Here is a 24844-nt window from a genome sequence, read left to right on the forward strand (position 1 = left end):
GCCGCCCCGGGACCTCAGCGGGCCGGGAAGGAGACGGCGGCCAGCTCCCGCCACAGGTGGGCGGTGGCCTCCGCGCCCTTGTGGAGCATCGGCAGCAGCACCCGCTCGTTGGGCGAGTGGATGCGGTCGGTGGGCAGGCCGGCGCCGAGGAAGACCAGCGGGGCGCCGAGGATGCCAGCGAGGTCGGCCTCGGGGCCGCTGCCGCCCTCGCGGGTGAACAGGACCTGGTCGGCGTCGGTGTCGAAGGCCTGGCCGATCGACCGCAGCAGGGCGTCCATCGCCGGGTGGTCGAGGTCGCTCGCGCAGGGGGCGACGCCGCCGGCGGGCACGTGCACGTCGGCCTCGATGCCCTCGGGGACGTGCGCCTGCACCCAGGCGCGGACCTGGTCGGCGAGGTCGGCGGGCACCTGGTCGGCGACGAGCCGGAAGGTGATCTTCGCGTGCGCCTCGGCCGGGACGATCGTCTTGTGGCCGGGGCCGGTGTAGCCGCCCCACATGCCGTTGACCTCGGCGGTGGGGCGGGCGCCGACCCGCTCCAGGGTGGTGAACCCCGCCTCGCCGGTGGCGACGCGGGAGGCAGCGGGGCCGGCGAGCCAGGCGGCCTCGTCGAAGGGCACCCGCCCCATCAGCTCGCGCTCCCGGTCGGAGAGCGGGCGGACCTTGTCGTAGAAGCCGGGCAGGGTGACCCGGCCCTCGGCGTCGTGCAGGGCGGCGAGCAGGGTGGCCATGGCGTGCAGCGGGTTGGGCACGGCGCCGCCGAAGGAGCCCGAGTGCAGGTCGACGGCCGGGCCGCGGAGGGTGATCTCGGCGTCGGCGAGCCCGCGCATGGCGGTGACGGCGCTGGGGACGTCGGGGGCGGCCATGCCGGTGTCGCTGACCACGACGACGTCGCAGGCCAGCCGGTCGGCGTGCGCGCGCAGCAGGTCGGCGAAGTAGGGCGAGCCGGACTCCTCCTCCCCCTCGACGATCAGCTTGACGGTGACCGCGGGGGTGTCGCGGCCGGTGGCGGCCAGGTGGGCGCGGATGCCCAGCAGGTGGAAGGCGACGTTGCCCTTGTCGTCGATGGCGCCGCGGGCGTGCAGCTCGGGGCCGGCGGGGGTCTCGACGACGGTGGGCTCGAACGGCGGGTGCTCCCACAGCTCCAGCGGGTCGACCGGCTGGACGTCGTGGTGGCCGTAGACGAGCGCGACCGGGGCGCCGGCGTCGGCCGAGGGCCACTCGGCGAAGACCGCCGGGGCGCCCTGCGTCTGCCAGATCTCCACGGTCGGGAAGCCGGTGCGGCGCAGCGCCTCGGCCAGCCACTCGGCGCTGGCGGCGACGTCGCCGGCGTGCGCCGGGTCGGCGGAGATCGAGGGGATCCGCAACCAGGCGTCGAGGTCGGCGTGCAGGTCGTCGAGGTGGGCGGTGACGAAGTCGCGTTCGGCGCTGCTGCTCACGGGGCCGACCGTATCCCGCAGCGCCGGTGCGGCCGTCGCAGGCTGTGGACGACGGCGGGGCTAGGTTCCCTGCATGGCCGTGGGGATGCTGCAGGTGGACGTCGGCGACCTGACCTTCGGCGTGCGGACCGACGGCCCGGACGACGGCCCCCCGGTGCTGCTGCTGCACGGCTTCCCGGAGACGTCGCTGAGCTGGTCCGCGGTGACCCCGATGCTGGCCGAGGCGGGGCTGCGGACCTACGCACCCGACCAGCTCGGCTACTCCCCCGGCGCCCGGCCGGACGAGGTGGACGCGTACTCGCTGCCGGCGCTGGTGCAGGTCACGGCGGACCTGATGACCGCCCTGGACCTCCCGGTCGCCGACGTCGTCGGGCACGACTGGGGCGCCAACGTGGCCTGGGGCCTGGCCGCCTGGCACCCCGACCGGGTGCGCACGCTGACCGCGGTGTCGGTGCCGCACCCGACCGCGTACACGCTGGCCTACCGCGCCGACCCGGAGCAGAAGGAGCGCTCGGCCTACATCAAGCTCTTCTGGCAGGCGGGCAAGGCCGAGGAGGTGCTCCTGGCCGACGGCGGCCGGCGGCTGCGCCGGATGCTGGACGCCCCCGGGGTGCCCGCCGAGGCGGTCGACGTCTACGTGGACCAGCTGTCCGCGCCGGGCGCGCTGACCGCGGCGCTGAACTGGTACCGGGCGATGAGCTCGACGACGCCGGTGGACCCGGTCGAGGTGCCGACGACCTACGTCTGGAGCGACGGCGACGTCGCGGTGGGCCGGACGGCGGCCGAGGCGTGCGCCGACCAGGTGCGCGGCGACTACCGCTTCGTCGAGCTGCCCGGGATCACCCACTGGGTGCCCGAGCAGGCCCCCGAGCAGCTGGCCCGGGCGGTGCTCGACCGGGTCGCCCGGGGTCCGGTGCTCACGCCGGGTGCGGGGCTGCACACGCCGCCGAGCTGACCCGCGCCGGACCGCGAACGCACCTGGAGCGCCACCTCCGGGCCGTTGACCACCGCCCTCCACCGGATCGACACTCGAGGCCCGGCGGAGGGAGTTCGGCGATGTCCTGGAACCTGAGGGGCAGCTACGCGGAGACGTGCTCCTGCGAGCTGATGTGCCCCTGCAACCTCTCCTTCGACCACGGTGCGACCTACGACTACTGCCGCGCCACTCTGGCCTTCGCCATCCGCGAGGGACAGGTGGAGGGCACCGACGTCAGCGGCCGCCGGGTGGTCACGATCATCGACACGCCCAAGGTGATGACCGAGGGGAACTGGCGGCTCGGCATGTTCGTCGACGAGGACGCCACCGACGAGCAGTTCGACGGGCTGGGGCGGGTCTTCGGCGGGCAGCTGGGCGGGCCGATGGCCATGCTGGCGCCGCTGGTCGGCGAGGTGGTCGGTGTGCAGCGCGCCGCGATCGAGCTGAGCGACGACGGTCTGCGGCACAGCGTGCGGGTCGACGACGTGATCGACTTCGAGGTCGAGGACATCGTGCCGTTCGGCGTCGCGACAGGTGAGCCGGTGCGCTTCGCCGGCATGTTCCACCCGGTCGGTCCAGCGCTGACGATGGCCGAGGCACGGCACTCCAGGATCGACGCCTTCGGCATCAGCTACGAGGGGAAGACCGGTCTGTCGACCGCCGACTTCTCGTGGTCCGGCTGACCGGCGGTCGCGCGGGACGGCGTCCCCACCCGTCCGACGACCTGGCCGCGGCCTTCGCGGCCGCCCGGCTGCGGCTGGGGCTGGTCGCCGTGCTGTTCGGGCTGGCCGCCCTCGCCTGGTGGTGGACGGCCGAGCAGATGCGCGGCATGGACCAGGGGCCCTGGACCGCGCTGGGCACGCTGGGCTGGTTCCTGGCCGTCTGGGTCGTGATGATGGCCGCGATGATGTTCCCGTCGGTGGCACCGACGGTCGCGCTCTACGCCCGGATGACCCGGGCTCGGTCCCCGCTGTCGCCGCTGGTGTTCGCGGCGGGCTACCTGCTCAGCTGGGCGGCGGCGGGTGCGCTGGCCTACACGGTCGGCGCGCTGGCGGCCCGGCTGCCCGGGGAGCCGCTCGCCTGGGACCGGGCCGGCCGGCTGGTGGCCGGCGCGACCCTGCTGGTCGCCGCGGCCTACGAGCTGACCCCGCTCAAGGACGTCTGCCTCAGCCGGTGCCGCAGCCCGCTGGGCACGCTGCTGGGCGGCTGGCGTGACGGACCGAGCGGCGCGCTGCGGATGGGCGCGCGGAACGGTGCCTGGTGCGTCGGCTGCTGCTGGGCGTTGATGGCGTCGCTGTTCGCGCTGGGGGTGATGAGCCTCGCCTGGTCCGCTCTGGTCGCCGGACTGATCGCCGTGGAGAAGACCCTCCCGGCGCGCCGAGCGGCGACCTGGGCGACGGCGGCGCTGCTCGCGCTGCTCGGCGTCCTGCTGCTCGTCGACCCCGGCGCCGTCCCCGGCCTCACCGTCCCCGGCAGCGGGCCCGGGATGCCGGGGATGGCCTCCTGACCGGACGGCCCGGGGCACCGGTCCGGGGTCGGCCGGTGGTCAGGCCTCGGTCCCGGCCACGAGGGCGAGCAGCCCGTCCTCGTCGAGCAGGTCGACCGGGCGCAGGGTCACCCCGGCGGCGACGTGGTGGAAGCCGGCGCTGACCCGCTCCACCGGTGCGCCGGTCAGCCGGGACCAGCCGATCCGGTAGGCGGCCAGCTGGACGGCGGCGGCGGTGAGCTCGGCCGGGCCCGGCACCGGACCGGTCTTCCAGTCGATCACCTCGTAGCCGCCGTCGGGGGTCGCGTACACGGCGTCGATCCGGCCGCGGAGGGTCAGCGGACCCAGCGGCGTCTCGAACGGCGCCTCCACGTCGACCGGCTGCCGGTCGGCCCACTCGCTGCGCAGGAACGCCTGCTGCAGCGACTCCAGCGCCGCGTCGGGAGACGCGTCGGCGTCCCCGCTGCCGGGCAGCTCGTCGAGGTCGATGAGCCGTGAGGTGCCGAACCGCTCCTCCAGCCAGGCGTGGAACTTGGTGCCCCGGCGGGCCAGCGGCGCCGGCGCGGCGGGCATCGGCCGGCGCAGCCGGCGGGCCAGCTCGCCGGGGTCACGGCGCAGCGCGACGAGCGAGGACACCGACAGGTGCGCCGGCAGCGGCACGTCGACGACGCCGCGGAAGTGCTCGGCCCGCTCGCGGAGCAGCAGGTCGGCGTCCCGCAGCCAGTCGGCGACCAGCGGGTCGTCGGTGGCGCCGAGGGCGTCGGCGGTCAGCGGGTGCGGCTCGGTGGCCGCGAGCAGCTCGGCGGCCGCGGTCAACGCGCGGCGGCGGCCGGAGGACAGGGGGTCGGTCGGCCAGCTGCCGACCGGCCACTCGGCCAGCGCCGGGTTCTCCGCGTCGTCCGCCGGTGGGGGCGCCCAGGTGTCGACGACGCCCGCCCCGGCCTCGCACGCGTCCTTGACCGCGAGCAGCAGCGAGGAGGGCCCGCAGGCGGTCTTGCCGTCGCGCCACCAGCTGCCCGAGCACAGCAGCAGGTGCTTGGCGCGGGTCACCGCGACGTAGCCGAGCCGGATCTCCTCGGCCAGGCCGAAGTCCTTCCACTCCTCGACGTAGTCGTCGAGCGCGTCGCGCACCGCGGCCTGGTCACCGGACCCCGGGACGGGGAGGTGCAGCCGGGGCAGCTCCGCGCGGTCGGTGGCGCGCAGGTCGACCGGGACGGCGCCCGGGTCGCGGATCCAGGAGTCCGACGCGTCGCCCTTGGCCGGGAACTGGCCGACGGTCATCCCGGGCACGGCCACCACGTCCCACTCCAGGCCCTTCGCCGAGTGGCCGGTGAGCAGCTGCACCGCCTCGGGGTTGACCGCGACCTCGCCGGGCTCCAGGCCGCGCTCGCGGACCTCGGCGTCGGCGAGGTAGCCGAGGAAGGCCGGCAGCGAGGGCAGCTCGGCGAGCTCGGCGAACTCGGCGGCGACCTCGTGCAGCGCGTCCAGGTGGGTGCGAGCGCCGCCGGGGGTGGCGTCGGGGTGGCTGGCCAGCTCCGTCTCCAGGCCCAGGGTGCGCACCACCTCGTCCACGAGGTCCGGCAGCGGCTCGCCCAGCCGGGACCGCAGCCCGGAGAGCTCGTTGGCCAGCCGCCGCAGCCGGCGGTGGCCCTCGGCGGAGTACGCCTCCGGGCGGCCCAGGTCGTCGAGCGCCTCGATGATGCTGCCGCGCTCGCGGGGTGGGGTCGGGCCGGCCTCCGCCGGGGTGGCGTCCTCCTCGGGCGCGGACGGGCGCCGCTCCCGGACCAGCGCCCGCGACCGGGACTCCAGCGCGGCCAGGTCGCGCGGGCCCAACCGCCAGCGCGCGCCGGTGAGCAGCCGGCCGAGCGCGTCACCGGCGCTGGGGTCGACCAGCACCCGCAGCGTGGCGACGACGTCGGACACCTCGGGCACGTCGAGCAGCCCGCCGAGGCCGACGACCTCCACCGGCAGACCGCGTTCGCGCAGGGCGGCGGCGATGCCGGGCAGCTGGGCCCGGCGCCGGGCGAGCACCGCGATGGTGGGGCGCTTCGCGCTGCCGCCGGTGCCCTTCCACGCCTGCTCCAGCCGGTCGGCCAGCGCCGCGGTCTCCTCCGCGACCGTCTCGTACAGCCCGCAGTGCACCGCGCCGGGACCGGCGACCGGCGAGGGCTGCAGGTCCGGCAGCGGGTGCTCGGGCTCGGGCAGGGCGGCGGCCACCGCGTTGGCCACGGCGAGGACGGCGCGGTCGTTCCGCCAGCTCGTGGACAGCGTGAGCCGCTCCGCCCGGCGGTCGGGCGTGCCGGGGAAGGTGCGGTCGAAGCGCTCGATGGTGCCGGCCGAGGCGCCGCGCCAGCCGTAGATCGACTGCCGCGGGTCGCCGACGGCGAGCACCGGGTGCCCGCCGGGACCACCGAAGAGGGCCTCCAGCATCCGCAGCTGGCCGACGCTGGTGTCCTGGTACTCGTCGAGCAGCACCACCCGCCAGCGGGCCCGCTCGCGGCGGCCGACCTCCGCCGAGGTGACCGCGACCCGGGCGGCGAGCGACACCTGGTCGGCGTAGTCGATGGCGCCGGCCGCCCGCTTGCGCGCCTCGAAGGCCTCCACCATGGGCAGCAGCGCCACCCGGGCCCGCTGCCGCACCAGCATCTTCAGGACCTCGGCGTACGGGCCCTTCTTCCGGCCGGCGTCCGGGTAGCCGCGCAGCTGTGACTCGAAGCGCGCCGTCCACGCGCGCAGCGCCTCCGGGGTGATGTCGTGCTCACCGAGCTCGGCGGCGAGCTGCAGCACGTCCTCGGTGGTGGTGACCAGCCCGAGCGCGACGTCGCTCATGTCGCCGGTGTGCCCGGCGACGGCGGTGGCGGCCTGGCCCCAGCACATGGCCGGGCCGAGCACGCCGGAACCGGGTTCGACCCCGATCCGCAGGCCGTGCTCGGCGACGATGCTGGCCGCGTAGCCGTGGTAGGTCGCCACCGTCGGCGCCGCCACGGCCAGCCGCTCGCGCAGTGCGGGGTCGGTGTCGGGGTGCTCGGCCAGCGCTCCGAGCCGCAGCCGCACGCGGGCGTTGAGCTCGCTGGCGGCCTTGCGGGTGAAGGTCAGCCCCAGCACGGCCTCGGGGGCGACGAGCTGGTTGGCCACCAGCCAGGCCACCCGGGCGGCCATCGTCTCGGTCTTGCCCGACCCGGCACCGGCCACGACGACCAGCGGGCGGTCGACGGGTGCCGCGACCACCCCGGCCTGCTCGGGTGAGGGCGCGTGGCCGACGCCGCTGCGGGCGGCCACCTCGGCCGGCGTGAGCAGCCGGGGGAGCTCCGGTGTCGCCACCGGCTGGAGACCGGGGAGGTCGAAGGAGAGCTGGGTCATCGGGTCACCTGCCGGCCGGACTCCTGCATCGGGCAGCTCCTGCGGAACGCGCACCGCTCGCAGTCGGTGTCGGTGCGGACGGCGAACTGCCCGGCCCCCATCCCCTTCCCCACCTCGGCGATGAGCTCGCCGGCCCAGGTCTCGCGGGGGTCGACGTCGGCGGGCAGCGGCGCCTGCACGTGCTCCTTGGCGGCCTTCTGCGCGCCGCCGACCTGCAGCAGCGCCGCCCCGCCGGTGGCCCGGCCGTGGTCGGCGAAGGCGCCCTCGGCGACGGCGACCTGGTAGGCGGCGAGCTGGCCGTGCTCCTCGACGTCGCGCGGGGCGGTCTTGCCGGTCTTGAGGTCGACGACCACCAGCCGCCCCTGCGCGTCGCGCTCGAGCCGGTCGACCTGACCGCGCAGCCGGGCCCGGCCGACGGTGACGTCGAAGTCCTCCTCCGCGGCGACGAGCTCGCGCTCGGCGCGGGAGTGCCAGGCGAGGAACTTGGTCAGCATCTCCTGCGCGCGGTCCCGCTGCCGCTGGTCGAACCACCCCGGTCCGAGGTCCAGGCCGTCGAGCTCGGCGTCGAGGACGGCGGCGGCGTCGGCCGGCGCGAGCCCCTCGGCGACCTGCTGGGCGACGTCGTGCACGGCCGACCCGACCGTGCGGGTGGCCTCCGGGGCCGCCTCGGCGCCGACCGCGCCCAGCACCCAGCGCAGCGGGCAGCGCTGGAAGGTGTCGATGGCGGAGGGCCGGACCGGCACCACCTCGGCCGGATCGACCAGCGGCGCGTCGTCGGAGAGCGCCGCCAGCCCCCACCAGGTGGACGGGTCCGCGCCGGGCACCCGCTCCTGCGCGAGCCGGCGGAGCACCGCGGCGGCGCTGGACCGGCGGGCCGGGTCGGTGTGCGGGTCGGTGAGGGAGCGGCGCAGCTCGGCGACGAGCGCGGGCAGCGTGAGCTGGCGGGGCAGCGGCGTGTGCGGCCGAACCCCGTCGGTCTCGGCCGGCGGCGGGACGACCAGGTCGAGGAACCGGGACGCGGTGGCCCCCGCGTCGCCGCCCTCCAGCGCACCGTCGACGGCCGACACCAGCAGCCGGCGGCGGGCCCGGGTGCAGGCGACGTAGAACAGCCGCCGCTCCTCGGCCAGCGCCAGCGTGCGCCGGTCGAGGGTGGCCGGGTCGGTGCCGCCGGCGGCGTCCACGAGGTCCTCGGCGCCCAAGCAGGCGGGCCCCGGCTGCGCAGGTCGGGCCAGACCCCCTCCTGCACGCCGGCGACGCAGACGAGGTCCCACTCCAGGCCCTTGGCCGCGTGCGCGGTGAGCAGCCGCACCGCCTCGCCCGCGGGGGCCCGGGCCGCGCCGCTGTCGCCGGGCAGCACCTGCGCGCGGAGGTGCTCGACGAAGGCGGCGACGCCGGCGAGCGGCAACCGGTCGACGAAGCCGGCCGCGGCGTCGAACAGCGACACCACCGCGTCGAGGTCGCGGTCGGCGACCGCGCCGCTGGGCCCGCCCGCCGCGCTCGCCCGCGCCCAGCGGTTCGCCAGCCCGCTGGCCTGCCACATCGCCCACAGCACGTCCTCGGCGCTGCCGTCGGTGGCCAGCGCCAGCCGCCCCGCCGACAGCACCCGGGCCACCCGGGCCGCCGGCCGGGCCAGGTGCTCGGGCAGCGCGTCGAGCAGCGTGGCGTCGGCCAGCAGGGTCGCCAGCGGGGCGTTGCGCACCGCGGCGTCCTCACCCCGGGCGGCCATCGCCCGGCGGGCGGCCCGGCGCAGCCGCCGCAGGTCGAGCACGGTCGCGCCGCCGAGCGGGGAGGCCAGCAGCGCCTCGGCGCCGGGCTCGTCGAGGCCCGCCTCGGCCGCCGGTGCCGCAGCGTCCGACTCGGTGCGGGCGCCGGGCCGCGGCGGCAGCAGCGCACCCAGCGCGGCCAGCAGCGGCTGGACGGCGGGCTGCCCGGCCAGCGCGATGTCGTCGGCGGACACCGCGACCGGGACCCCGGCCTGGGTGAGCGCCCGGCGCACCGGCCCGAGACCGGTGGTCGCGGACCGGACCACCACGGCCATCTGCGACCAGGGCACCCCGTCGAGCAGGTGGGCCCGGCGCATCGTTTCGGCGATGAAGGCGGCCTCCATCGCCGGGGCGTCGAAGACGTGCACCTCCGCCGAGCCGGGCTCGATGCCCTCGCCGGGCACCAGCCGGCGGTGCTCCCACGGTCCGGGGAGACCCTCGGCGACCCGGCGGCTCACCGTCAGCAGCTCGGCGCCGGAACGGCGGCACACCCCCAGGGACAGCCGGTCGGCGGGACGGCCGTCGCGGTGCAGGAACCGGGTCGGGAACTCGATGATGCCGCGCGGCTCGGCGCCCCGGAAGGCGTAGATCGCCTGGTCGGGGTCGCCGACGACCACCAGGTCACCGCCGCCACCGGCCAGCAGCTCGACCAGCTCCACCTGCGCGGGGTCGGTGTCCTGGTACTCGTCGACGAACAGCCAGCTCGCCCGGTCGCGCTCGGCGCGGAGCAGCTCCGGGTCGGCCCGCAGCTCGTCGATGGCGGTGCGCACCAGCTCGGCGGGGTCGTAGCCGCTGGCACCGCCGCGGGCGAGCGTGGCGAAGTAGGAGACGTCCTGGTACTGGCGGAGGAAGTCGGCGGCCGCCACCCAGTGCGGCAGGCTGCGCTCACGGCCCCACGCGGCGAGCCGGTCGGCGTCGATGCCCCGCTCGGTGGCGCGGAGCAGGAGGTCGCGGAGCTCGTCGCGGAAGCCGGACATGGCCAGCGCCTCGGTCAGCTCCGCCGGCCAGCGGACGACGCCCTCCAGGTCGGCGTCGCCCCGGAGGAGGTCGGCGACCACGGCGTCCTGCTCGGCGGAGGTGAGCAGCCGCGGAGCGGGTTCGCCGCGCAGGACGGCGGCCCGGCGCAGCACCCCGTAGGCGTAGGAGTGGAAGGTGCGGGCGACCGGTTCCCGGATGGTGCGGGCCACCCGGGCGGTGATCCGGGTGCGCAGCTCGGCGGCCGCCTTGCGGCTGAAGGTGAGCACCAGCAACCGCTCGGGGTCGGCGCCGGCCTCGATCCGGGTGGCCACCGCCTCGACGATCGTCGTCGTCTTCCCGGTGCCCGGGCCGGCCAGCACGAGCAGGGGACCGCCGCGGTGGTCGACCACCGCCTGCTGGGTCGGGTCGAGCCTCGGCCGGGCCACCGGGGCGCGCTCCGGCTGCACCAGCCGGTAGACCGGTGCCTGGTGGCCCGCCGTGGCGACCGTTGCCGCGTTTGCCGTCTCCCCCCGCACTCCTCGATGAGACCACGGGGGTCCGACGGTTCCGGTCAGGCCGGGCGGTGGCTCACACGTCCTCGTCCGGCCAGCCAACCGCGGCGAGGTCGACCCGGGAGCCGCGCAGCGGCACGCCCTCGCCGGCCAGCAGCTCCAGCTGCCGCACCCGGACCGGCTCGGCGGCCGTGCCGTCGGCCCGCAGGACGCGGTGCCAGGGCACGGCGGCGCCCCCGCCGGACAGCGCGCGGGCGACCCGCCGCGGGCCCACACCGACCAGCCGGCCGATCGCCCCGTAGGTGCTCACCCGGCCCGGCGGGATCGCCTCGACGACGTCGAAGACCGCCTCGTCGACGTCGAGGGCGGACCGCTCGTCCGGGTCGGGGGCGCGCACGTCGGGGCTCCGCCGGTCAGCCCTGGTACTCGCTGTTCGCGGTCCACCAGTCGTACAGCGCGCTGACCTCGGCCTGCGTGGTGCCCGGGGACCGGACGACGCCCTCGGTGAGGTACTGGTCGTCGGTCCAGGCGACCACGACGTAGCCGTCGGCGGCGATCTGGCAGGCGACCTGCCCGCCGACCTCTCCGCCGGAGTAGGTCCACTCGCCGTAGCCGGTGCCCGTCGAGCAGTCGTCCTCCACGGCGAACTCGGCCAGGCCCTCGTCGGTGACGTCGGAGGAGAACACCTGGTCCAGGGTGCCCTGGTCGGGGTAGAGGTAGAAGGCGGCGGCCTCCGGCCCCGGCTGCGTGAGCGCGGCACCGCAGGCGGCGGCCGCGACGTCCCCGTCGCCGGCGAGCGGGGCGTCCGCGCAGTCGTCGAAGTCGACGGGCAGCTGCGCGATGAAGCCGGTCACGTCCGCACCGCCCGACGGCGCCGCGGTGAACCCGCCCGAGGGCGAGGGACCGGGGGCGCTGGACGTCGGGCTGGACGGGGCGCTGCTCGTCGCGGACGGCGCGCTGGAGCTCGAGCTGCTCGCGCCGGCGGTGACCGTGTCGTCGTCGTCCCCACCGCCGAGGGTGACCACGAGGACCACCGCGACGACGATGAGGAGCACCAGCCCGGCCACCAGGCCGATGACCACGTTCCGGCTCCGGCTCCCTCCGCCCGGCGCACCTGGCCCGCCGGGGGCACCCCAGCCGGGGCCGCCGGGGCCGGCCGGCCCGCCGGGGTAGGGGGGCTGACCGGGCACGCCGAAGCCGCCGACCCGGGTGGGCTGCTCGCCGTAGCCGGGGCCGGCGGGCGGCCAGCCACCCGGGGGCGGCCCGTACCCGCCGGGAGCCGGCGGACCCTGCGGCGGGGGCGGGCCCCAACCCTGACCGGGCTGCTGCGGAGGCGGACCCCAGCTCTGGCCTGGCTGCGGCGGACCCCAGCCCTGACCGGGCTGCTGCGGAGGCGGCGGACCCCAGGCCTGACCGGGCTGCTGACCCCACCCACCACCCGAGGGCTGGTCCCCGGACGGGGGCCGTTCGTCCGGCCCCTGCGGGGGCGGCCCTTGGGGTGGCTGGCTCATCGTGCGACCTCCGGCTCCGGCTGTGTCGGGCAGGAGCCTAGAGCCGGTGGTGGGCGAGCGGTGCCTCTCCCCCGGTCGGCGCGTCCGCGCCGCTCAGGGGCGGCGGCCGAACCGGGCCAGCAGGCGGGTCTGCAGGTCAGCGCCGGGCGGGGGCTCGACCGGCGCGTCGATCGCACCGGGTAGACCGTCCTCCCCCAGCCGCTCCTCGGCGTAGCGGAGGGCCGCGGCGACCAGCTCGGCGTCCAGCGCGGTGACCCCGCCGACGGCGTGCGCCAGGTCCCAGGCGTGCACGGTCAGGTCGGCGGTCATCTCGACCAGGTGGTCCACCGCCGGGGCGCTCCCGCCGGGGAGGTGCACGGTCCGGTCGAGCGCACCGGGCGCCGCCCACGCGGTGAGCGCGTCGTCGGCCGCGGTCTCCCAGGCCGTGAGCGGGTCGTCGCCGAGCAGCTCGTCGGTGCCGGTCGGGATCGGCCGGGCGGCGTCGCCGGGCTCCTGCCCCGCCAGCAGCGGCGGGACCCACAACTGCTCGTGGGTCAGGTGCGCGACCAGGTCGGCGACGCTCCAGCCGGGCAGCGCCGGGAGGTCCCAGCTGCCCGGGGCCAAGGCGTCCACCCGGTCGGTGAACTGGGCCTGCGCCCGCTGGAACAGCAGGAGGAGGTCGGTCGGCGAGGGCTCGGGCATGCCCCCAGTAGAACGCAGCCGGGCCCCGGCACACGCGAGGTGTACCGGGGCCCAGGTGACGTCCTGGAACGGCCCCGTCCCAGGGGCCCGCGGCGCGCGGAGCGTGCCGTGGGGAGGGACGGGGTCCTTCGTCAGTACGTGGGGAGTGCCTTGTCGATGCGGGTCGCCCAGGCGGTGACGCCGCCCTGGACGTGGACGGCGTCCTTGAAGCCCGCGTTCTTCACCGCAGCCAGCGCCTCGGCGGAGCGGACGCCGGTCTTGCAGTGCAGCACGATCGGCTTGTCGTTGGGCAGCTGGGACAGCGCCCGGCCGGACAGGATCTCGTCCTTGGGGATCAGCTTGGCGCCCGGGATGGACACGATCTCGTACTCGTTGGGCTCCCGGACGTCGATCAGCTCGAAGTCCTTGCCGGCGTCCATCATGTCCTTGAGCTCGTCGACGGTGATCGTCGAACCCGCGGCGGCCTGCTGGGCCTCGTCGGAGACGACTCCGCAGAACGCCTCGTAGTCGATGAGGCCGGTGATCGGCTCACCCTCGGGGTCCTTGCGCACCTTGATCGTGCGGAAGGTCATCTCCAGGGCGTCGTAGACCATGAGCCGGCCGAGCAGCGTCTCGCCGATGCCGGTGATGAGCTTGACCGCCTCGGTGGCCTGGATGGCGCCGATGGTCGCGCACAGCACGCCCAGGACGCCGCCCTCGGCGCAGGAGGGGACCATGCCGGGCGGCGGCGGGACCGGGTAGAGGTCGCGGTAGTTGGGCCCGTGCTCGTTCCAGAACACCGACACCTGGCCGTCGAACCGGTAGATCGAGCCCCACACGTACGGCTTGTTCAGCAGGACGGCGGCGTCGTTGACCAGGTAGCGGGTGGCGAAGTTGTCGGTGCCGTCGACGATGAGGTCGTAGTCGGCGAAGATCTCCAGCACGTTCTCGCTGTCCAGCCGGGTCTCGTGCAGCCGGACGTCGACGTAGGGGTTGATCTCCTTGATCGAGTCCCGCGCGCTCTCGGCCTTGGACCGGCCGACGTCGGACTGCCCGTGGATGATCTGGCGCTGCAGGTTGGACTCGTCGACGGTGTCGAACTCGACGATGCCCAGCGTGCCGACGCCGGCCGCGGCCAGGTACATGAGCACGGGCGACCCGAGGCCACCGGCGCCGACGGCCAGCACCTTCGCGTTCTTGAGCCGCTTCTGCCCGTCCATCCCGACGTCGGGGATGATCAGGTGGCGGCTGTAGCGGCGGACCTCGTCGATCGACAGGTCGTCAGCGGGCTCCACCAGGGGTGGCAACGACACGGAGCTCTCCTCACAGGCATCAGGGCTGACCGGCTCCAGAGGCCGGGGTCCTGGACTGCGCAACAGCCTGGCACGCACCCGTAATCCCACCCGCCCCGGGCACACACAAGACGAAGAGCCGGGGACGAACGAAGTCGGGACCCAGAGAGTCGGGGACGAACAAGGTCGGGGACGACGGGGCGAGTCTCCCGCCCACTGGGGTACGGCACCATCCCGCCGGAGGCGGTCAGCGGACCGGACGCGGGGGCCGGAGGCTCCCCGGCCGGCACGCTGGCAGCGGCTCAACGCTCGTCGGGGACGGCTCCTGGCCGCGGTGTGATCCGAAGGATCACGATGGATAGGGCCAGGCGTTCTTCACACAGCCCTGCAGGCCGAGGGTCTGCTGCTCCATGACCGGGGCGAGCTGGCCGGTGCCGCCGCACTGCTCGTGACCGTGGCCGAGTGCGTGCCCCACCTCGTGGTTGACGACGTACTGCCGGTAGGTGGCGATGTCCCCGGCGTAGTCCGGGACGGCGGTCTCCCAGCGGGCGAGGTTGATCACCGCCCGCTCGCCGTACCGGCAGGAGGTGTACCCGCCGGTGCCGACGCCGGGGCACCAGGTCTCCATGCTGCCGGGGCTGACCAGGCTGACCCGGAAGTCGTAGTCCCCGGCCGCGGCCTCGGCGGCGCCGACCCGCTGGAAGGACAGCTGACCGCCGGCCCCCCAGGAGCGCGGGTCGCCGAGGGTGGCCTCGACGGCCGCGGCGAACTGACTGCCGTCGACCCCGATGCCGTCCTCCACCTCGACGACGAACCGCTCCAGCGGCCCGGTGCCCTGGACGGCGGACGTGCCGTCGACGACGGCGAGCGTGCCGGCGCCCTGCTCGACGAAGGTGACCGCAGCCGTGCCGGCCGCCGTCTGGGCCGGTGCACCCTCCCCCTCGGCCGGGGCGGACGGGATGGTCGGCGTGCCCGGCGCGGTGCTGACCGGCGCGTCCAGCGCGCTGGACCGGGTGGCCGCCGTCGTCCCACCGCCGGTGAGGACGTCGGCGAGGGTGAGCACGGTGGCGACGGCGAGCACCGGGATGGCGTACGCGCGCCAGCCGTGCCGCCGCACGAAGCGGCGGAACCACCCGCCCGGGGCCGCCGGGCGCACCGGCGCGGCGACGGGTCCCCGGCGCGCCACCAGCGGGCTCGCGGGCGGACGGCGCAGCGGTACCGGCTCGGGCGGCCGGCGCCGCGGGTCGACGCGCGGGCCGGAGGACTGCCGGGCCTCGCGCGGCGCGCGGGGTCCGGGGCTGGTCACGCGAGCCAGGTTCTCACGGGTGGCGGCTCCGCTGCCTGACCGCGGCGGCACCGGGCCGCGTGTCGGACCGCCCCGTCACACCTGCTCGGCGGTGACCTCCGCGCCCCTCGCGGCGGCGTCCTCGGCGAGGGCGAGCACGGCCCGCGCCGTCGGCTCCGGCGCCTCCAGCATCGCCAGGTGCCCGATGCCCGGCTGCACCTGCAGCCGGGAGTCGGGGAGGACGGCGGCCAGCCGCGGGGCGAGGGCCGGGTCGACCAGCCGGTCCCGGTCGCCCCAGACCACCAGCGAGGGGACCGTGACCGCGCGGGCCATCCGCCAGGCGTTCGCCCGGCCGACCCGCAGGTAGGAGGTCATCAGCCCGCGCAGGCTGCGGGTCAGCGCCTGACCGGCCCAGGGCTGGGCGTCCCGGTCGCGCATCTCCTGGACCGCCTCCTCCACCCGCTCCCGCGGCACCCGCGACGGGTCGCCGAAGCACATCTGCAGCAGCCCCCGGACCCGCTGCTCGGGGCTCGCCCCGGCCAGCCGCCGCTCGGCCAGCGCCGGGACGCCGGGCAGCATCACCAGCGCGATGGCCCGGTCGAAGGCGGCCGGCACGCGGTAGACCGGCATCGCCGCGGAGATGAGCGTGAGGGTGGCGACGAGGTCGGGACGGCGGGCCGCGACCCACACGCTCACCAGGCCGCCGAGCGAGTTGCCGACCAGGTGCACCGGGGCGCCCTGGCCGGGGCCGGGCTGCGCGACGACCCACTCGAGGACGTCGACGACGGCCTGCACGTGGCGCTGGATCGAGTACCGCACCGGCGGTGCGGACCGGCCGAAGCCGGGGAGGTCGAGCGCGTAGCCGTCGAAGCGGACGGCGAGCAGGGCGGCGAGGTCGGTCCAGTTGGTGGAGGCACCGCCGAGACCGTGCACGTAGAGGGCCCGCTCCCGGGGGGCGCCGGCCGGGTCGGCGTCCTCGGCCACCGGGCCGCGCCACGGGGTGTGCCGCACGAAGACCTCCCCGCCGCTGACCGGCACCATCGCCCCCGGCCAGGGCGGGATCAGCGCACCGGGCCGGGGCAGGAGGGCGTCGGACAGCCGGGCGTCGGTCACCTACCCGACGGTAGAACACCGCTCCGCGACCACCGCTCGGCCCGGTGCCCCCGCCTCGGCGCGCCGCTACGATCACCTCGCCATGCACCCCAGCCGCCCCGTACCCGTGCCCCCGGTCGCCCGCCGGACCTCCCGCCTGCCACGGGGCGCGCGCCGCGTGCAGCTGCTGCGCGCCGCCCAGGACGTCTTCGTCGCGCAGGGGTTCCACGCCGCGGCGATGGACGACATCGCCGACCGGGCCGGGGTGAGCAAGCCGGTGCTCTACCAGCACTTCCCGGGCAAGCGCGAGCTCTACCTGGCGCTGCTCGAGCAGCAGGTCGACGAGCTCACCGACCGGGTGCGCCACGCGATGGACGGCACCGAGGACAACCGGACCCGGGTCGACGGCGCGGTCGGCGCCTACTTCGACTTCATCGACGCCGACGGCGAGGCCTTCCGGCTGGTCTTCGAGTCCGACCTGCGCAACGACCCCGACGTCCGGCGGCTCGCCGACCGGGGCGCCCGGGCCTGCATCGAGGCGATCGCCGAGGTGATCGCGGTGGAGACCGGCGCGGACCCGGAGCGCGCGCTGCTGCTGTCGGCCGGGATGACCGGGCTGGCCGAGACGAGCGCCCGCTGGTGGCTGGCCAGCAAGGGCACGGTGTCCCGGGACGAGGCGGTGGCGCTGCTGTCCTCGCTCGCCTGGCGCGGCATGTCCGGTTTCCCCCGCCGCGACGACGCCGACTGACGGGCCCGTTCGCTGTCGGCGCACCTGCTGGACCGGCTCCGGTCCGCGGGGCTGGACTAGCGTGGGTGCTCGGCAGTCCGACCTGAGGAGGCATCCCCGCGTGGAAGTAAAGATCGGTGTCCAACACTCCCCCCGTGAGCTGGTCATCGACAGCCCCAAGACCCCGGACGAGATCGCGGCCGAGGTGTCCAAGGCCATGACCGGGTCGAAGGACGGCCTGCTCACGCTGGTCGACGAGCGCGGCCGCCGCATCGTCGTCCCGACCGACCGGATCGCCTACGTCGAGATCGCCGAGGCCGACTCGCGGCGCGTGGGCTTCATCGCCGGCTGACGCAGCACCCAGCACGTCCCCGACAGGGCGTCACCGCACCGCGGTGGCGCCCTGTCGGCGTCTAGGGGTTCAGGCCCAGCGCGCGCATGCGCACCGAGTGCGCGGCGGTGATCCGGCCGAGCAGCTCGCCCACCCCGGCCAGGTCACCGGTGCCGGTGATGATCAGCTCGGCGAGCTCGTCGTGCTCGGCGATGACCGCCTGGGACTGGGTGAGCGCCTCGCCGACCAGCCGGCGGGCCCACAGCGCCAGCCGGCCGGCGACCTTCGGGTCGGCGGCGATCGCGGCGCGGACCTCGCGGAGGGCGAAGTCGGCGTGGCCGGTATCGGCGAGCACCTCCTCGACCAGCGCCCGGTCCGGCTGCGGGAGGAAGGCCGCGACCTCGCGGTAGAAGTCCGCGGCCAGCCCGTCGCCCACATAGGCCTTGACCAGCCCCTCCAGCCAGGTGCTGGCCCGGGTGCCGTCGTGGAAGGCGTCGAGGGCGGCGACGAACGGGGTCATCGCCGCGCTCACGTCGGCGCCGAGCTCGCGCAGCCGCGCCGACAGCCGCTCGTGGTGGGCGATCTCGGCGGCCGCCATCCGGGCGAGCGCGGCCCGGCCGTCCAGGGTGGGCGCCAGCCGCGCGTCCTCGGCCAACCGGTCGAACGCCGTCAGCTCGGCGTAGGCGAGCACCCCCAGCAGGTCGATGACCGCCCGGTGCCCGGTTCCCTCGTCGACCTCGGTCACGCGACCCCCCTCCTCGTGCTCTGCGCCCCGTGGCCGCGGACCGCTGCGTCCGCAGCCCGTGTCACGGGCCGGCTGAGCGAGGCTAACGGGCTGGCCAGGCTAGGATGGAATCGGCGGACCGCCAGGTCCGTTCACCGAGAGCAACCCCTGTGCGCTGATGACCGCTGGATCTCCTCCTCGAGACCGGCCCTCCGAGGGCCGTCTCCCGGGCAGTCTGCACCTGACGCCCGGTCTGCTGGCCGCGTCGGCGCTTGGATCGAACATCCCGGAACCGACCCCGGGACCGCAGAGCACCGCCGGGCAACGCGCGAGCTCCTGAGCTCGCGCACCGGCGCCGCGACCGGTCCCCCACCAGACCGAGGCGAGAGAACTGACCTCCACCGAGAACACCCCCGTCGACAGCAGCACGACCGCCGCTCCCGAGCTGGAGCACGCCGAGACCGGCGCTCCCGCTCCCGAGGAGCTCGAGCAGCAGGTCGAGGAGCTGGGCGGCGCGCCCGTCGCCCCCGACAGCCCGCTGTTCAGCGACTTCGACGTGCACCCCGACATCGTGGCCGCGCTGGCCGAGGTCGGGATCCACCGCACCTTCGCCATCCAGGAGCTGACCCTCCCGCTGGCGCTGGCCGGCAACGACCTCATCGGCCAGGCGCGCACCGGCACCGGCAAGACGCTGGGCTTCGGCGTCCCGATGCTGCAGCGCGTGGTCCCGCCGGCCGAGGGCGGCGACGGCGTCCCGCAGGCGCTGGTCGTCGTCCCCACCCGTGAGCTGTGCGTGCAGGTCTCCCGCGACCTGGCCGCCGCCGGCAGCAAGCGCGGCGTCCGCGTGCAGGCCATCTACGGCGGCCGCGCGTTCGAGCCGCAGGTCTCGGCGCTGCAGGCCGGCGTCGAGATCGTCGTCGGCACCCCCGGCCGGCTGCTCGACCTGGCCCAGCAGGGCCACCTGATCCTGGGCAAGGTCAAGGTCCTGGTCCTCGACGAGGCCGACGAGATGCTCGACCTGGGCTTCCTGCCCGACATCGAGCGGATCCTGGCGATGGTCCCGGACAAGCGCCAGACCATGCTGTTCTCGGCGACGATGCCCGGCCCGATCGTGACCCTGTCGCGCTCGTTCATGAGCCAGCCCACCCACATCCGGGCGCACGGCAACGACGAGGGCTCGACCGTCCCGCAGACCACCCAGTTCATCTACCGGGCGCACAACCTGGACAAGCCCGAGCTGCTGTCCCGGGTCCTGCAGTCCCGCGACCGCGGGCTGGTGATGGTCTTCTGCCGCACCAAGCGCACCGCGCAGAAGGTCGCCGACGACCTGGTCGAGCGCGGGTTCGCCGCCGCCGCCGTGCACGGCGACCTGGGCCAGGGCGCCCGCGAGCAGGCGCTGCGCGCGTTCCGGGCCGGCAAGGTCGACGTCCTGGTCGCCACCGACGTCGCCGCCCGCGGCATCGACGTGACCGGCGTCAGCCACGTCGTGAACTACCAGTGCCCCGAGGACGAGAAGACCTACGTGCACCGGATCGGCCGCACCGGCCGGGCCGGCAGCACCGGCGTCGCGGTGACCCTGGTCGACTGGGACGACATCCCCCGCTGGCAGCTGATCAACAAGGCGCTGGACCTGCCCTTCGCCGACCCGCCGGAGACCTACTCGACCTCGCCGTGGGTCTACACCGACCTGGACGTGCCGACGACGGCGACCGGCCGGCTGCCCCGCTCCCAGCGCACCCGCGAGGGCCTGGGCGCCGAGACCCTCGAGGACCTCGGCGAGACCGGCAAGCGGCAGCGCACCGGCGGCGGGCAGGGCGGCGGCCGTTCCGGCCCCGGCCGGGACACCGCGCGCACCGACGAGGAGCAGCCCTCGGCCGGCCGCGCAAGAGCCGGCCGCGGCAGCGCACCCGGGGCAGCGGCGCCGCCGCCGAGGGTGCCGCCGCAGCGCTGGGCGCCGACGCCCCGGCCGGCGACTCCCCGGCTCCAGCGATGGCCGGCGGCGAGCCCGCCGAGGGCGGCGCGAGCCGTCCGCGGCGCCGGCGCCGCCGCGGTGGTCGGGGCGGCAACGGCGGCGGGTCCGAGTCCGCCGCGTAGATGACGGTGCGACGCCCGCCGCTGCGGGTCTGGGTCTGGACGGCGGTCACCCTCGTGGTGGCCGCCGTCGCCGTGTTGCTGTGGCGCACCTCCGACGCCGCGGCCACCTCGAGCACCACGGCGAGCGCGCCGGCCGTCCCGGACGCGGCGCCGGCGGCGACGGTCGCGGAGGCCTGGTCCTCGGCCACCGGACCGGCTCCGCGGCGGGTCGTCGAGGGCGGCCGGGTGCTGATCACCGACGAGCACGGGCTGGCCATGGTCGACGCCGCCTCGGGCGCCGAGGCCTGGCACTACCGGCGCAGCAACGCCCGGCTCTGCGACGCCACCGCGGTCGACGGCGTGGTCGTCGCCGTCTTCCGCACCACCAGCCGGTGCAACGAGGCGGTGGCGTTGACCGCCGCCACCGGCGTGCGGGACTGGACCCGCAACGTGCGCTACCGCACCGACGTCGACCTGACCAGCACCGACCAGGTCCTGCTGGCCAGCAGCCCGACCGGCATCGTCACCCTCGACCCGACCGGCAACAACACCCGGTGGCGCTACGTCGCACCCACCGGCTGCCGGCTGGTCGGCTCGGACGCCGGGAGCACCGGAGTCGTCGTCCTGCAGCGCTGCGCGGGCGCGGACACCCTGCAGGTGACCCTGTTCGACGCCTTCGGCGGCAACGCCGTCTGGAGCCGGGACGTCGTCACCGACGGCGACACCGCCCGGCTCGCGGGGGTCGACCGGCTGGTGGACGTCGTCGTCGGCGACCGGGTGCAGGTGCTCTCCCCCACCGACGGCTCGGTGCTCACCGAGCTCCCGCTCCCCGCCCTCCCCGCCGGCCAGGACCCGGGCAGCGAACCGCTGCAGCAGGCGGGCGTCGGCGACGTCGCCCTGCTCTGGGCCCGGGGCACCGTCTACGCGCTGGACCAGGCCAGCGGCCTGCAGCGCTGGTCGCTCCCGGCGGTCGGGCTGCCCGCGGTCGGCGCGGACGGCGGAACCGTGACCGTGCCCGAGGCGGGGGCCTTCGTGCAGCGCTCCCTGGCGGACGGCGTGGAGGTCGGCCGCTCGACCACCGAGGACACCCTCCCGGCCGGTGGCCGGACCTCCGTCGTCGGCCCGGTGTACGTGTACGCCACCGCCGACGAGGTCCTCGCCTACCGCTGAGGCCGGGGATCGGCGGCGCACGACCGAAGTGCAGGGCACACTCGGGGCATGGTCCTGCCTGGTGGCTCCGAGCACACCGCCCCCGACGACCTCGGTCAGCTCGCGGCCCACGACGCCGCCCGGGTCACCCTCCCCGGCGGCACCGGCCCGCTGGCGGCCCTCGACACCGGCCCCGCCACCCACGGCACGGTCCTGCTGGTCGCCGGCTACACCGGCAGCAAGGAGGACTTCGCCCCGCTGCTGGCGCCGATCGCGGCCGCCGGCCTGCGGGCCGTCGCCATCGACCAGCGCGGCCAGTACGAGTCGCCCGGCCCCGACGACCCGGCGGCGTACTCGGTGGCCGAGCTGGCCACCGACGTCGCCACGGTCGCCCGTGGGCTGCGCGCCGAGTCCCCCGGCCCGCTGCACCTGCTCGGGCACAGCTTCGGCGGCCTGGTCGCCCGCGCGGCGGTGCTGGCCGAACCCGGGCTGTTCACCTCGCTGACCCTGCTCGGCAGCGGGCCGGCGTTCCTGACCGGCCCGCGCGCCGAGCTCCTCGAGCACCTGTCCCCGCTGCTGGACGCGGGCGGCGTGCAGCTGGTCAACGACACCCTCGAGCAGCTGGCGATGACCGACCCGCGCGCGCAGGAGGTACCGGCGCCGACCCAGGAGTTCCTCCGCGAACGCTTCCTGGCCAACAGCGCGGCCGGGCTGCGCGGCATGGCGGACGCGCTGCTGAGCGAGCCCGACCGGGTCGCCGAGCTCGCCGCCACCGGGGTGCCGGTGCTGGTCGCCCACGGGATCGCCGACGACGCGTGGAGCCCCGCCGCCCAAGCCGACATGGCGCAGCGGCTGGGCGCCCGGCACGAGGTGATCGGGCACGCGGTGCACTCCCCCGCGATCGAGAACCCGACCCGCACGCTGGAGGTGCTCGTGTCCTTCTGGTCCGATCCCGGAGCCGGCGCCCCGGCGGCCGACGACCAGGCCGAGGCCGTCCGGTGAACCCGACCCCCTCGATCAAGGACTTCACGCCCGAGGAGGACCTGCTGGGCTTCTTCGGCCCCGACAGCGTCACCTGGCGGATCCACAGCGACCCGGCCTTCTCCGTCGGTGGCATCCGCGCGCTGCTGCTCCAGGCGCTGCACCCGGTCGCCATGGACGGCGTGCACCAGTTCTCCACCGGCTTCACCACCGACCCGTGGGCCCGGCTGACCCGTACCGCGGAGTACGTCGCCACGTTGACCTACGGCACCCGGCGCGACGCGCTGCGGGTGGTGCGGCGGGTACGCGGCATGCACCGCGACAAGGCCGCCGTCGAGGAGACCACCGGCCGGTCGTACTCGGTCGACGACGCCGACCTGCTGCTGTGGGTGCACAACTGCGAGGTCGACTCGCTGCTGTCCACCGCCCGCCGGGCCGGGGTCCCGCTCACCGACGCCGAGGCCGACCGGTACGTCGCCGAGCAGGTGGTGGCGGCCGTGCTGATCGGCGCCGACGAGGCCGAGGTGCCGAGGACGGTCGCGGAGCTGGCCGCCTACTTCGACGGGATCCGGGCGCAGCTGGCGGTGACCCCGGCCGCGCGCGCGGCGTCCCGGTTCGTGCTGGTGCCACCGATGCCCGGCTGGGTGCAGCTGCTCACCCCGGCGCGCCCGGCGTGGAGCACGCTGGCCTCGCTGGGCGCGGCCACCCTGCCGCGCTGGGCCCGGCAGGTCTACGGGCTGCCCGGGTTCGGGCTCACCGACACGGCGGCGACGGCGGGGCTCAAGGCGTTCCGGCAGGCCGCGCTGGCGGTGCCCGCCCGGGTGCGCGAGTCGCCGATCGTCCGCGCCGCCCGCGAGCGGGTGGCCACGGCCGAGCCGCTCAGCGCTTAGCGGGGCTGGTCCAACTCGCGCCGGGCGGCGGCCAGCACGGCGGCCACCACCCGGTCCAGGGACGGTGAGCGCAGCCGCCACTGCTGCCAGTGCAGGACGACGTCGACCGCGCCGTCCGCGTCGAGCTGGACCAGCTCGCCCGGGGGCTCCTGCTGGCGCGGGACCATGCCCCAGCCGAACCCCAGCCGGACCGCGGCGACGTAGTCGGCCGAGGCCGGCACGTGGTGCTGGGGCGGGACGGCCGGGTCGACGCCGCGTGAGCGCAGGTAGCGGTCCTGCAGGTCGTCCTGGCGGTCGAAGCCGACGACCGGGACCCGGGACAGCGCCTCGGGCGTGACGCCGTCGGGGAACCACCGGTCGACGAACGCCGCGGTGGCCATCGGCCGGTAGCGCATCCCGCCGAGCCGGGTCACCGTGCAGCCGGGCACCGGGTCGGCGGCGGCGGTCACCGCGGCCATCACCCGTCCGTCGCGCAGCAGCGCCGCGGTGTGCTCCTGGTCCTCGCGGTGCAGGTCGAAGGCGAGCTCGCCGGCCAGCGGCGCGAGCGCGGGCAGCACCCAGGTGGCCATCGAGTCCGCGTTGACCGCGATGGGCAGGGTGACCGGGCGGCCGCCGTCGTCGGTCTCGAGCTCGCGGGTCGCGTCGGCGGCCAGCAGCGCGACCTGCCGCGCCAGCCGCAGCACCGGCTGCCCGGACTCGGTGACCTGCACCGGCTTGCTGCGCACCAGCAGGACGCGTCCGGTCGCGGCCTCCAGCGCCCTGAGCCGCTGGCTGATCGCGCTGGGCGTCACGTGCAGCGCGCGGGCGGCCCCCTCGAGGGTCCCGGCGGTGACCGTCGCGTCGAGGGCACGCAGCTGGGCGAGGTCGAGGTCCACGCCGTCATTAGAACTGCTTCAGGTGCGTCAGGAAAGAGAGCTGCACTGATGTGGCGGTCCACCTAGCGTCGATCCCGTGACCCCCGCTCTGCTCGCCGCCGCCGCCGGACTCGGCCTCGGGTTGTCCCTCATCGTCGCCATCGGCGCGCAGAACGCCTTCGTGCTGCGCCAGGGGCTCCGGCTGGAGCACGTCGCGGCGGTGGTCACGGTGTGCCTGGTCTCCGACGCCGTCCTCATCGTGGCCGGGACGGCCGGCGCCGGCGCGCTGGTGACCCGGGCGCCGGACGTGCTCACCGTCGTCTGCTTCGCCGGCGCCGCGTTCCTGCTGGTCTACGGGCTGATGGCGGCCCGGCGGGCGCTGCGGCCGGCCGCACTGGTCACCGAGGCCGCCGGGCGGCGGGTCGGGCTGGTGGCGACGGTGACCACCTGCCTGGCGCTGACCTGGCTGAACCCGCACGTCTACCTGGACACCGTGGTGCTGCTCGGCTCGCTCGCCGGGACCTACGGCGAGCGCCGGTGGTGGTTCGCCGGCGGGGCCGCGCTCGGGAGCGCGCTGTGGTTCGCCGGGCTGGGCTACGGCGCCCGGCTGCTGAGGCCGGTCTTCGCGCGGCCCAGCGCCTGGCGCGTGCTCGACGCGGTGATCGCCGTGGTGATGGTGGCGCTCGCGACCTCCCTCGCCGTCCGCGGCGCCGCGGGCGGCTGACCTTGCCGCCGTCGCGGTGCGGCGGCAGACTCCCGGCCATGACTGCCGGGTCGGCCACGCG

The 24844-nt window shown here is 76.1% G+C and carries 21 protein-coding genes and 1 pseudogene; 10 read left to right on the forward strand and 12 right to left on the reverse strand.

Annotation, left to right across the window (positions count from 1 at the left end; genetic code table 11):
* Window positions 1-14: 14 nt before the first annotated feature.
* On the reverse strand, window positions 15-1436 hold the full coding sequence (locus MODMU_RS21940; RefSeq protein WP_014742582.1) for a dipeptidase: 1422 nt from the start codon (window positions 1434-1436) through the stop codon (window positions 15-17).
* Window positions 1437-1509: 73 nt separating this feature from the next.
* Between MODMU_RS21940 and MODMU_RS21945 the strand changes: the two genes are divergently transcribed.
* The 3 genes from MODMU_RS21945 to MODMU_RS21955 all read left to right on the forward strand — a co-directional run bounded on the left by MODMU_RS21945 (window position 1510) and on the right by MODMU_RS21955 (window position 3919).
* Window positions 1510-2391, forward strand: coding sequence for an alpha/beta fold hydrolase (locus MODMU_RS21945; RefSeq protein ID WP_014742583.1), 882 nt, complete (start codon window positions 1510-1512; stop codon window positions 2389-2391).
* A 101-nt stretch (window positions 2392-2492) separates the two neighbouring features.
* The gene (locus MODMU_RS21950) at window positions 2493-3095 is read left to right on the forward strand and encodes a DUF1326 domain-containing protein (protein ID WP_014742584.1); all 603 of its coding nucleotides are present in this window, start codon (window positions 2493-2495) and stop codon (window positions 3093-3095) included.
* Window positions 3083-3919, forward strand: coding sequence for a DUF2182 domain-containing protein (locus MODMU_RS21955; RefSeq protein ID WP_014742585.1), 837 nt, complete (start codon window positions 3083-3085; stop codon window positions 3917-3919). The genes MODMU_RS21950 and MODMU_RS21955 overlap by 13 nt, the downstream gene beginning before the upstream one ends.
* A gap of 39 nt (window positions 3920-3958) precedes the next feature.
* Here the strand turns inward: MODMU_RS21955 and MODMU_RS21960 are convergent, their stop codons facing one another.
* The 9 genes and pseudogenes from MODMU_RS21960 to MODMU_RS21995 form a co-directional block, all read right to left on the reverse strand.
* Window positions 3959-7258 carry an ATP-dependent helicase gene (locus MODMU_RS21960; RefSeq protein WP_014742586.1) on the reverse strand — a complete coding sequence of 1100 codons (3300 nt, stop codon included), beginning with the start codon at window positions 7256-7258 and terminating at the stop codon, window positions 3959-3961.
* Window positions 7255-8529, reverse strand: a complete 1275-nt coding sequence (locus MODMU_RS29810; protein WP_430699196.1) for a RecB family exonuclease — start codon at window positions 8527-8529, stop codon at window positions 7255-7257. The genes MODMU_RS21960 and MODMU_RS29810 overlap by 4 nt, the downstream gene beginning before the upstream one ends.
* Window positions 8520-10514: pseudogene (locus tag MODMU_RS30395) on the reverse strand (ATP-dependent helicase); the annotation flags it as partial. The gene MODMU_RS29810 and the pseudogene MODMU_RS30395, both read right to left, overlap by 10 nt.
* Before the next feature lie 52 nt (window positions 10515-10566).
* On the reverse strand, window positions 10567-10887 hold the full coding sequence (locus MODMU_RS21970) for an MGMT family protein (protein WP_014742587.1): 321 nt from the start codon (window positions 10885-10887) through the stop codon (window positions 10567-10569).
* Window positions 10888-10903: 16 nt separating this feature from the next.
* Complete coding sequence (locus MODMU_RS27340; RefSeq protein WP_014742588.1) at window positions 10904-11572, reverse strand: hypothetical protein; 669 nt, start codon at window positions 11570-11572, stop codon at window positions 10904-10906.
* Between the two features lie 522 nt (window positions 11573-12094).
* Window positions 12095-12682 carry a TIGR03086 family metal-binding protein gene (locus MODMU_RS21980; RefSeq protein WP_014742589.1) on the reverse strand — a complete coding sequence of 196 codons (588 nt, stop codon included), beginning with the start codon at window positions 12680-12682 and terminating at the stop codon, window positions 12095-12097.
* Between the two features lie 131 nt (window positions 12683-12813).
* Window positions 12814-13974, reverse strand: a complete 1161-nt coding sequence (gene moeZ, locus MODMU_RS21985) for an adenylyltransferase/sulfurtransferase MoeZ (protein WP_014742590.1) — start codon at window positions 13972-13974, stop codon at window positions 12814-12816.
* A 328-nt stretch (window positions 13975-14302) separates the two neighbouring features.
* The gene (locus MODMU_RS21990) at window positions 14303-15259 is read right to left on the reverse strand and encodes a DUF3152 domain-containing protein (protein ID WP_014742591.1); all 957 of its coding nucleotides are present in this window, start codon (window positions 15257-15259) and stop codon (window positions 14303-14305) included.
* Window positions 15260-15334: 75 nt separating this feature from the next.
* On the reverse strand, window positions 15335-16351 hold the full coding sequence (locus tag MODMU_RS21995; RefSeq protein WP_014742592.1) for an alpha/beta fold hydrolase: 1017 nt from the start codon (window positions 16349-16351) through the stop codon (window positions 15335-15337).
* 157 nt (window positions 16352-16508) lie between these two features.
* Between MODMU_RS21995 and MODMU_RS22000 the strand changes: the two genes are divergently transcribed.
* Together MODMU_RS22000 and MODMU_RS22005 are read left to right on the forward strand one after the other, a co-directional pair.
* Entirely contained in the window at window positions 16509-17078 is a 570-nt protein-coding gene (locus MODMU_RS22000) for a TetR/AcrR family transcriptional regulator (protein ID WP_014742593.1), read from the forward strand.
* 100 nt (window positions 17079-17178) lie between these two features.
* Window positions 17179-17409, forward strand: a complete 231-nt coding sequence (locus MODMU_RS22005; RefSeq protein ID WP_014742594.1) for a DUF3107 domain-containing protein — start codon at window positions 17179-17181, stop codon at window positions 17407-17409.
* A 61-nt stretch (window positions 17410-17470) separates the two neighbouring features.
* Here MODMU_RS22005 and MODMU_RS22010 read toward each other — a convergent pair whose 3' ends face one another.
* Window positions 17471-18133, reverse strand: a complete 663-nt coding sequence (locus MODMU_RS22010) for a ferritin-like fold-containing protein (RefSeq protein WP_014742595.1) — start codon at window positions 18131-18133, stop codon at window positions 17471-17473.
* Between the two features lie 535 nt (window positions 18134-18668).
* On the opposite strand from MODMU_RS22010, the gene MODMU_RS22015 reads away from it, so the two are divergent.
* From MODMU_RS22015 to MODMU_RS22030, 4 genes are read left to right on the forward strand one after another with little or no spacing between them, the layout of a single operon-like run.
* Entirely contained in the window at window positions 18669-20210 is a 1542-nt protein-coding gene (locus MODMU_RS22015; protein WP_014742596.1) for a DEAD/DEAH box helicase, read from the forward strand.
* On the forward strand, window positions 20207-21355 hold the full coding sequence (locus MODMU_RS22020) for an outer membrane protein assembly factor BamB family protein (RefSeq protein ID WP_014742597.1): 1149 nt from the start codon (window positions 20207-20209) through the stop codon (window positions 21353-21355). The genes MODMU_RS22015 and MODMU_RS22020 overlap by 4 nt, the downstream gene beginning before the upstream one ends.
* A 48-nt stretch (window positions 21356-21403) precedes the next feature.
* Window positions 21404-22336 carry an alpha/beta fold hydrolase gene (locus tag MODMU_RS22025; protein ID WP_014742598.1) on the forward strand — a complete coding sequence of 311 codons (933 nt, stop codon included), beginning with the start codon at window positions 21404-21406 and terminating at the stop codon, window positions 22334-22336.
* Window positions 22333-23205 (forward strand): oxygenase MpaB family protein, encoded by an 873-nt coding sequence (locus tag MODMU_RS22030; RefSeq protein WP_014742599.1) that lies wholly within the window; start codon window positions 22333-22335, stop codon window positions 23203-23205. The genes MODMU_RS22025 and MODMU_RS22030 overlap by 4 nt, the downstream gene beginning before the upstream one ends.
* Here MODMU_RS22030 and MODMU_RS22035 read toward each other — a convergent pair.
* Window positions 23202-24080, reverse strand: a complete 879-nt coding sequence (locus MODMU_RS22035; RefSeq protein WP_014742600.1) for a LysR family transcriptional regulator ArgP — start codon at window positions 24078-24080, stop codon at window positions 23202-23204. The two genes, MODMU_RS22030 and MODMU_RS22035, sit on opposite strands and share 4 nt — an antisense overlap.
* A gap of 76 nt (window positions 24081-24156) precedes the next feature.
* Here MODMU_RS22035 and MODMU_RS22040 point away from each other — a divergent pair, with 76 nt between their 5' ends.
* Window positions 24157-24783 carry a LysE/ArgO family amino acid transporter gene (locus MODMU_RS22040; RefSeq protein ID WP_014742601.1) on the forward strand — a complete coding sequence of 209 codons (627 nt, stop codon included), beginning with the start codon at window positions 24157-24159 and terminating at the stop codon, window positions 24781-24783.
* Window positions 24784-24844 lie beyond the last annotated feature (61 nt).

It is taken from the genome of Modestobacter italicus (assembly GCF_000306785.1).
Taxonomy (GTDB): domain Bacteria; phylum Actinomycetota; class Actinomycetes; order Mycobacteriales; family Geodermatophilaceae; genus Modestobacter; species Modestobacter italicus.

What these genes read in the sequence shown, in the direction of transcription:
- MODMU_RS21960 (WP_014742586.1), bottom strand. Translation starts at nt 7,258, where the DNA reads ATGACCCAGCTCTCCTTCGACCTCCCCGGTCTCCAGCCGGTGGCGACA.
- MODMU_RS21945 (WP_014742583.1), top strand. Translation starts at nt 1,510, where the DNA reads ATGGCCGTGGGGATGCTGCAGGTGGACGTCGGCGACCTGACCTTCGGC.
- MODMU_RS22020 (WP_014742597.1), top strand. Translation starts at nt 20,207, where the DNA reads ATGACGGTGCGACGCCCGCCGCTGCGGGTCTGGGTCTGGACGGCGGTC.
- MODMU_RS22025 (WP_014742598.1), top strand. Translation starts at nt 21,404, where the DNA reads ATGGTCCTGCCTGGTGGCTCCGAGCACACCGCCCCCGACGACCTCGGT.
- MODMU_RS21980 (WP_014742589.1), bottom strand. Translation starts at nt 12,682, where the DNA reads ATGCCCGAGCCCTCGCCGACCGACCTCCTCCTGCTGTTCCAGCGGGCG.
- MODMU_RS21950 (WP_014742584.1), top strand. Translation starts at nt 2,493, where the DNA reads ATGTCCTGGAACCTGAGGGGCAGCTACGCGGAGACGTGCTCCTGCGAG.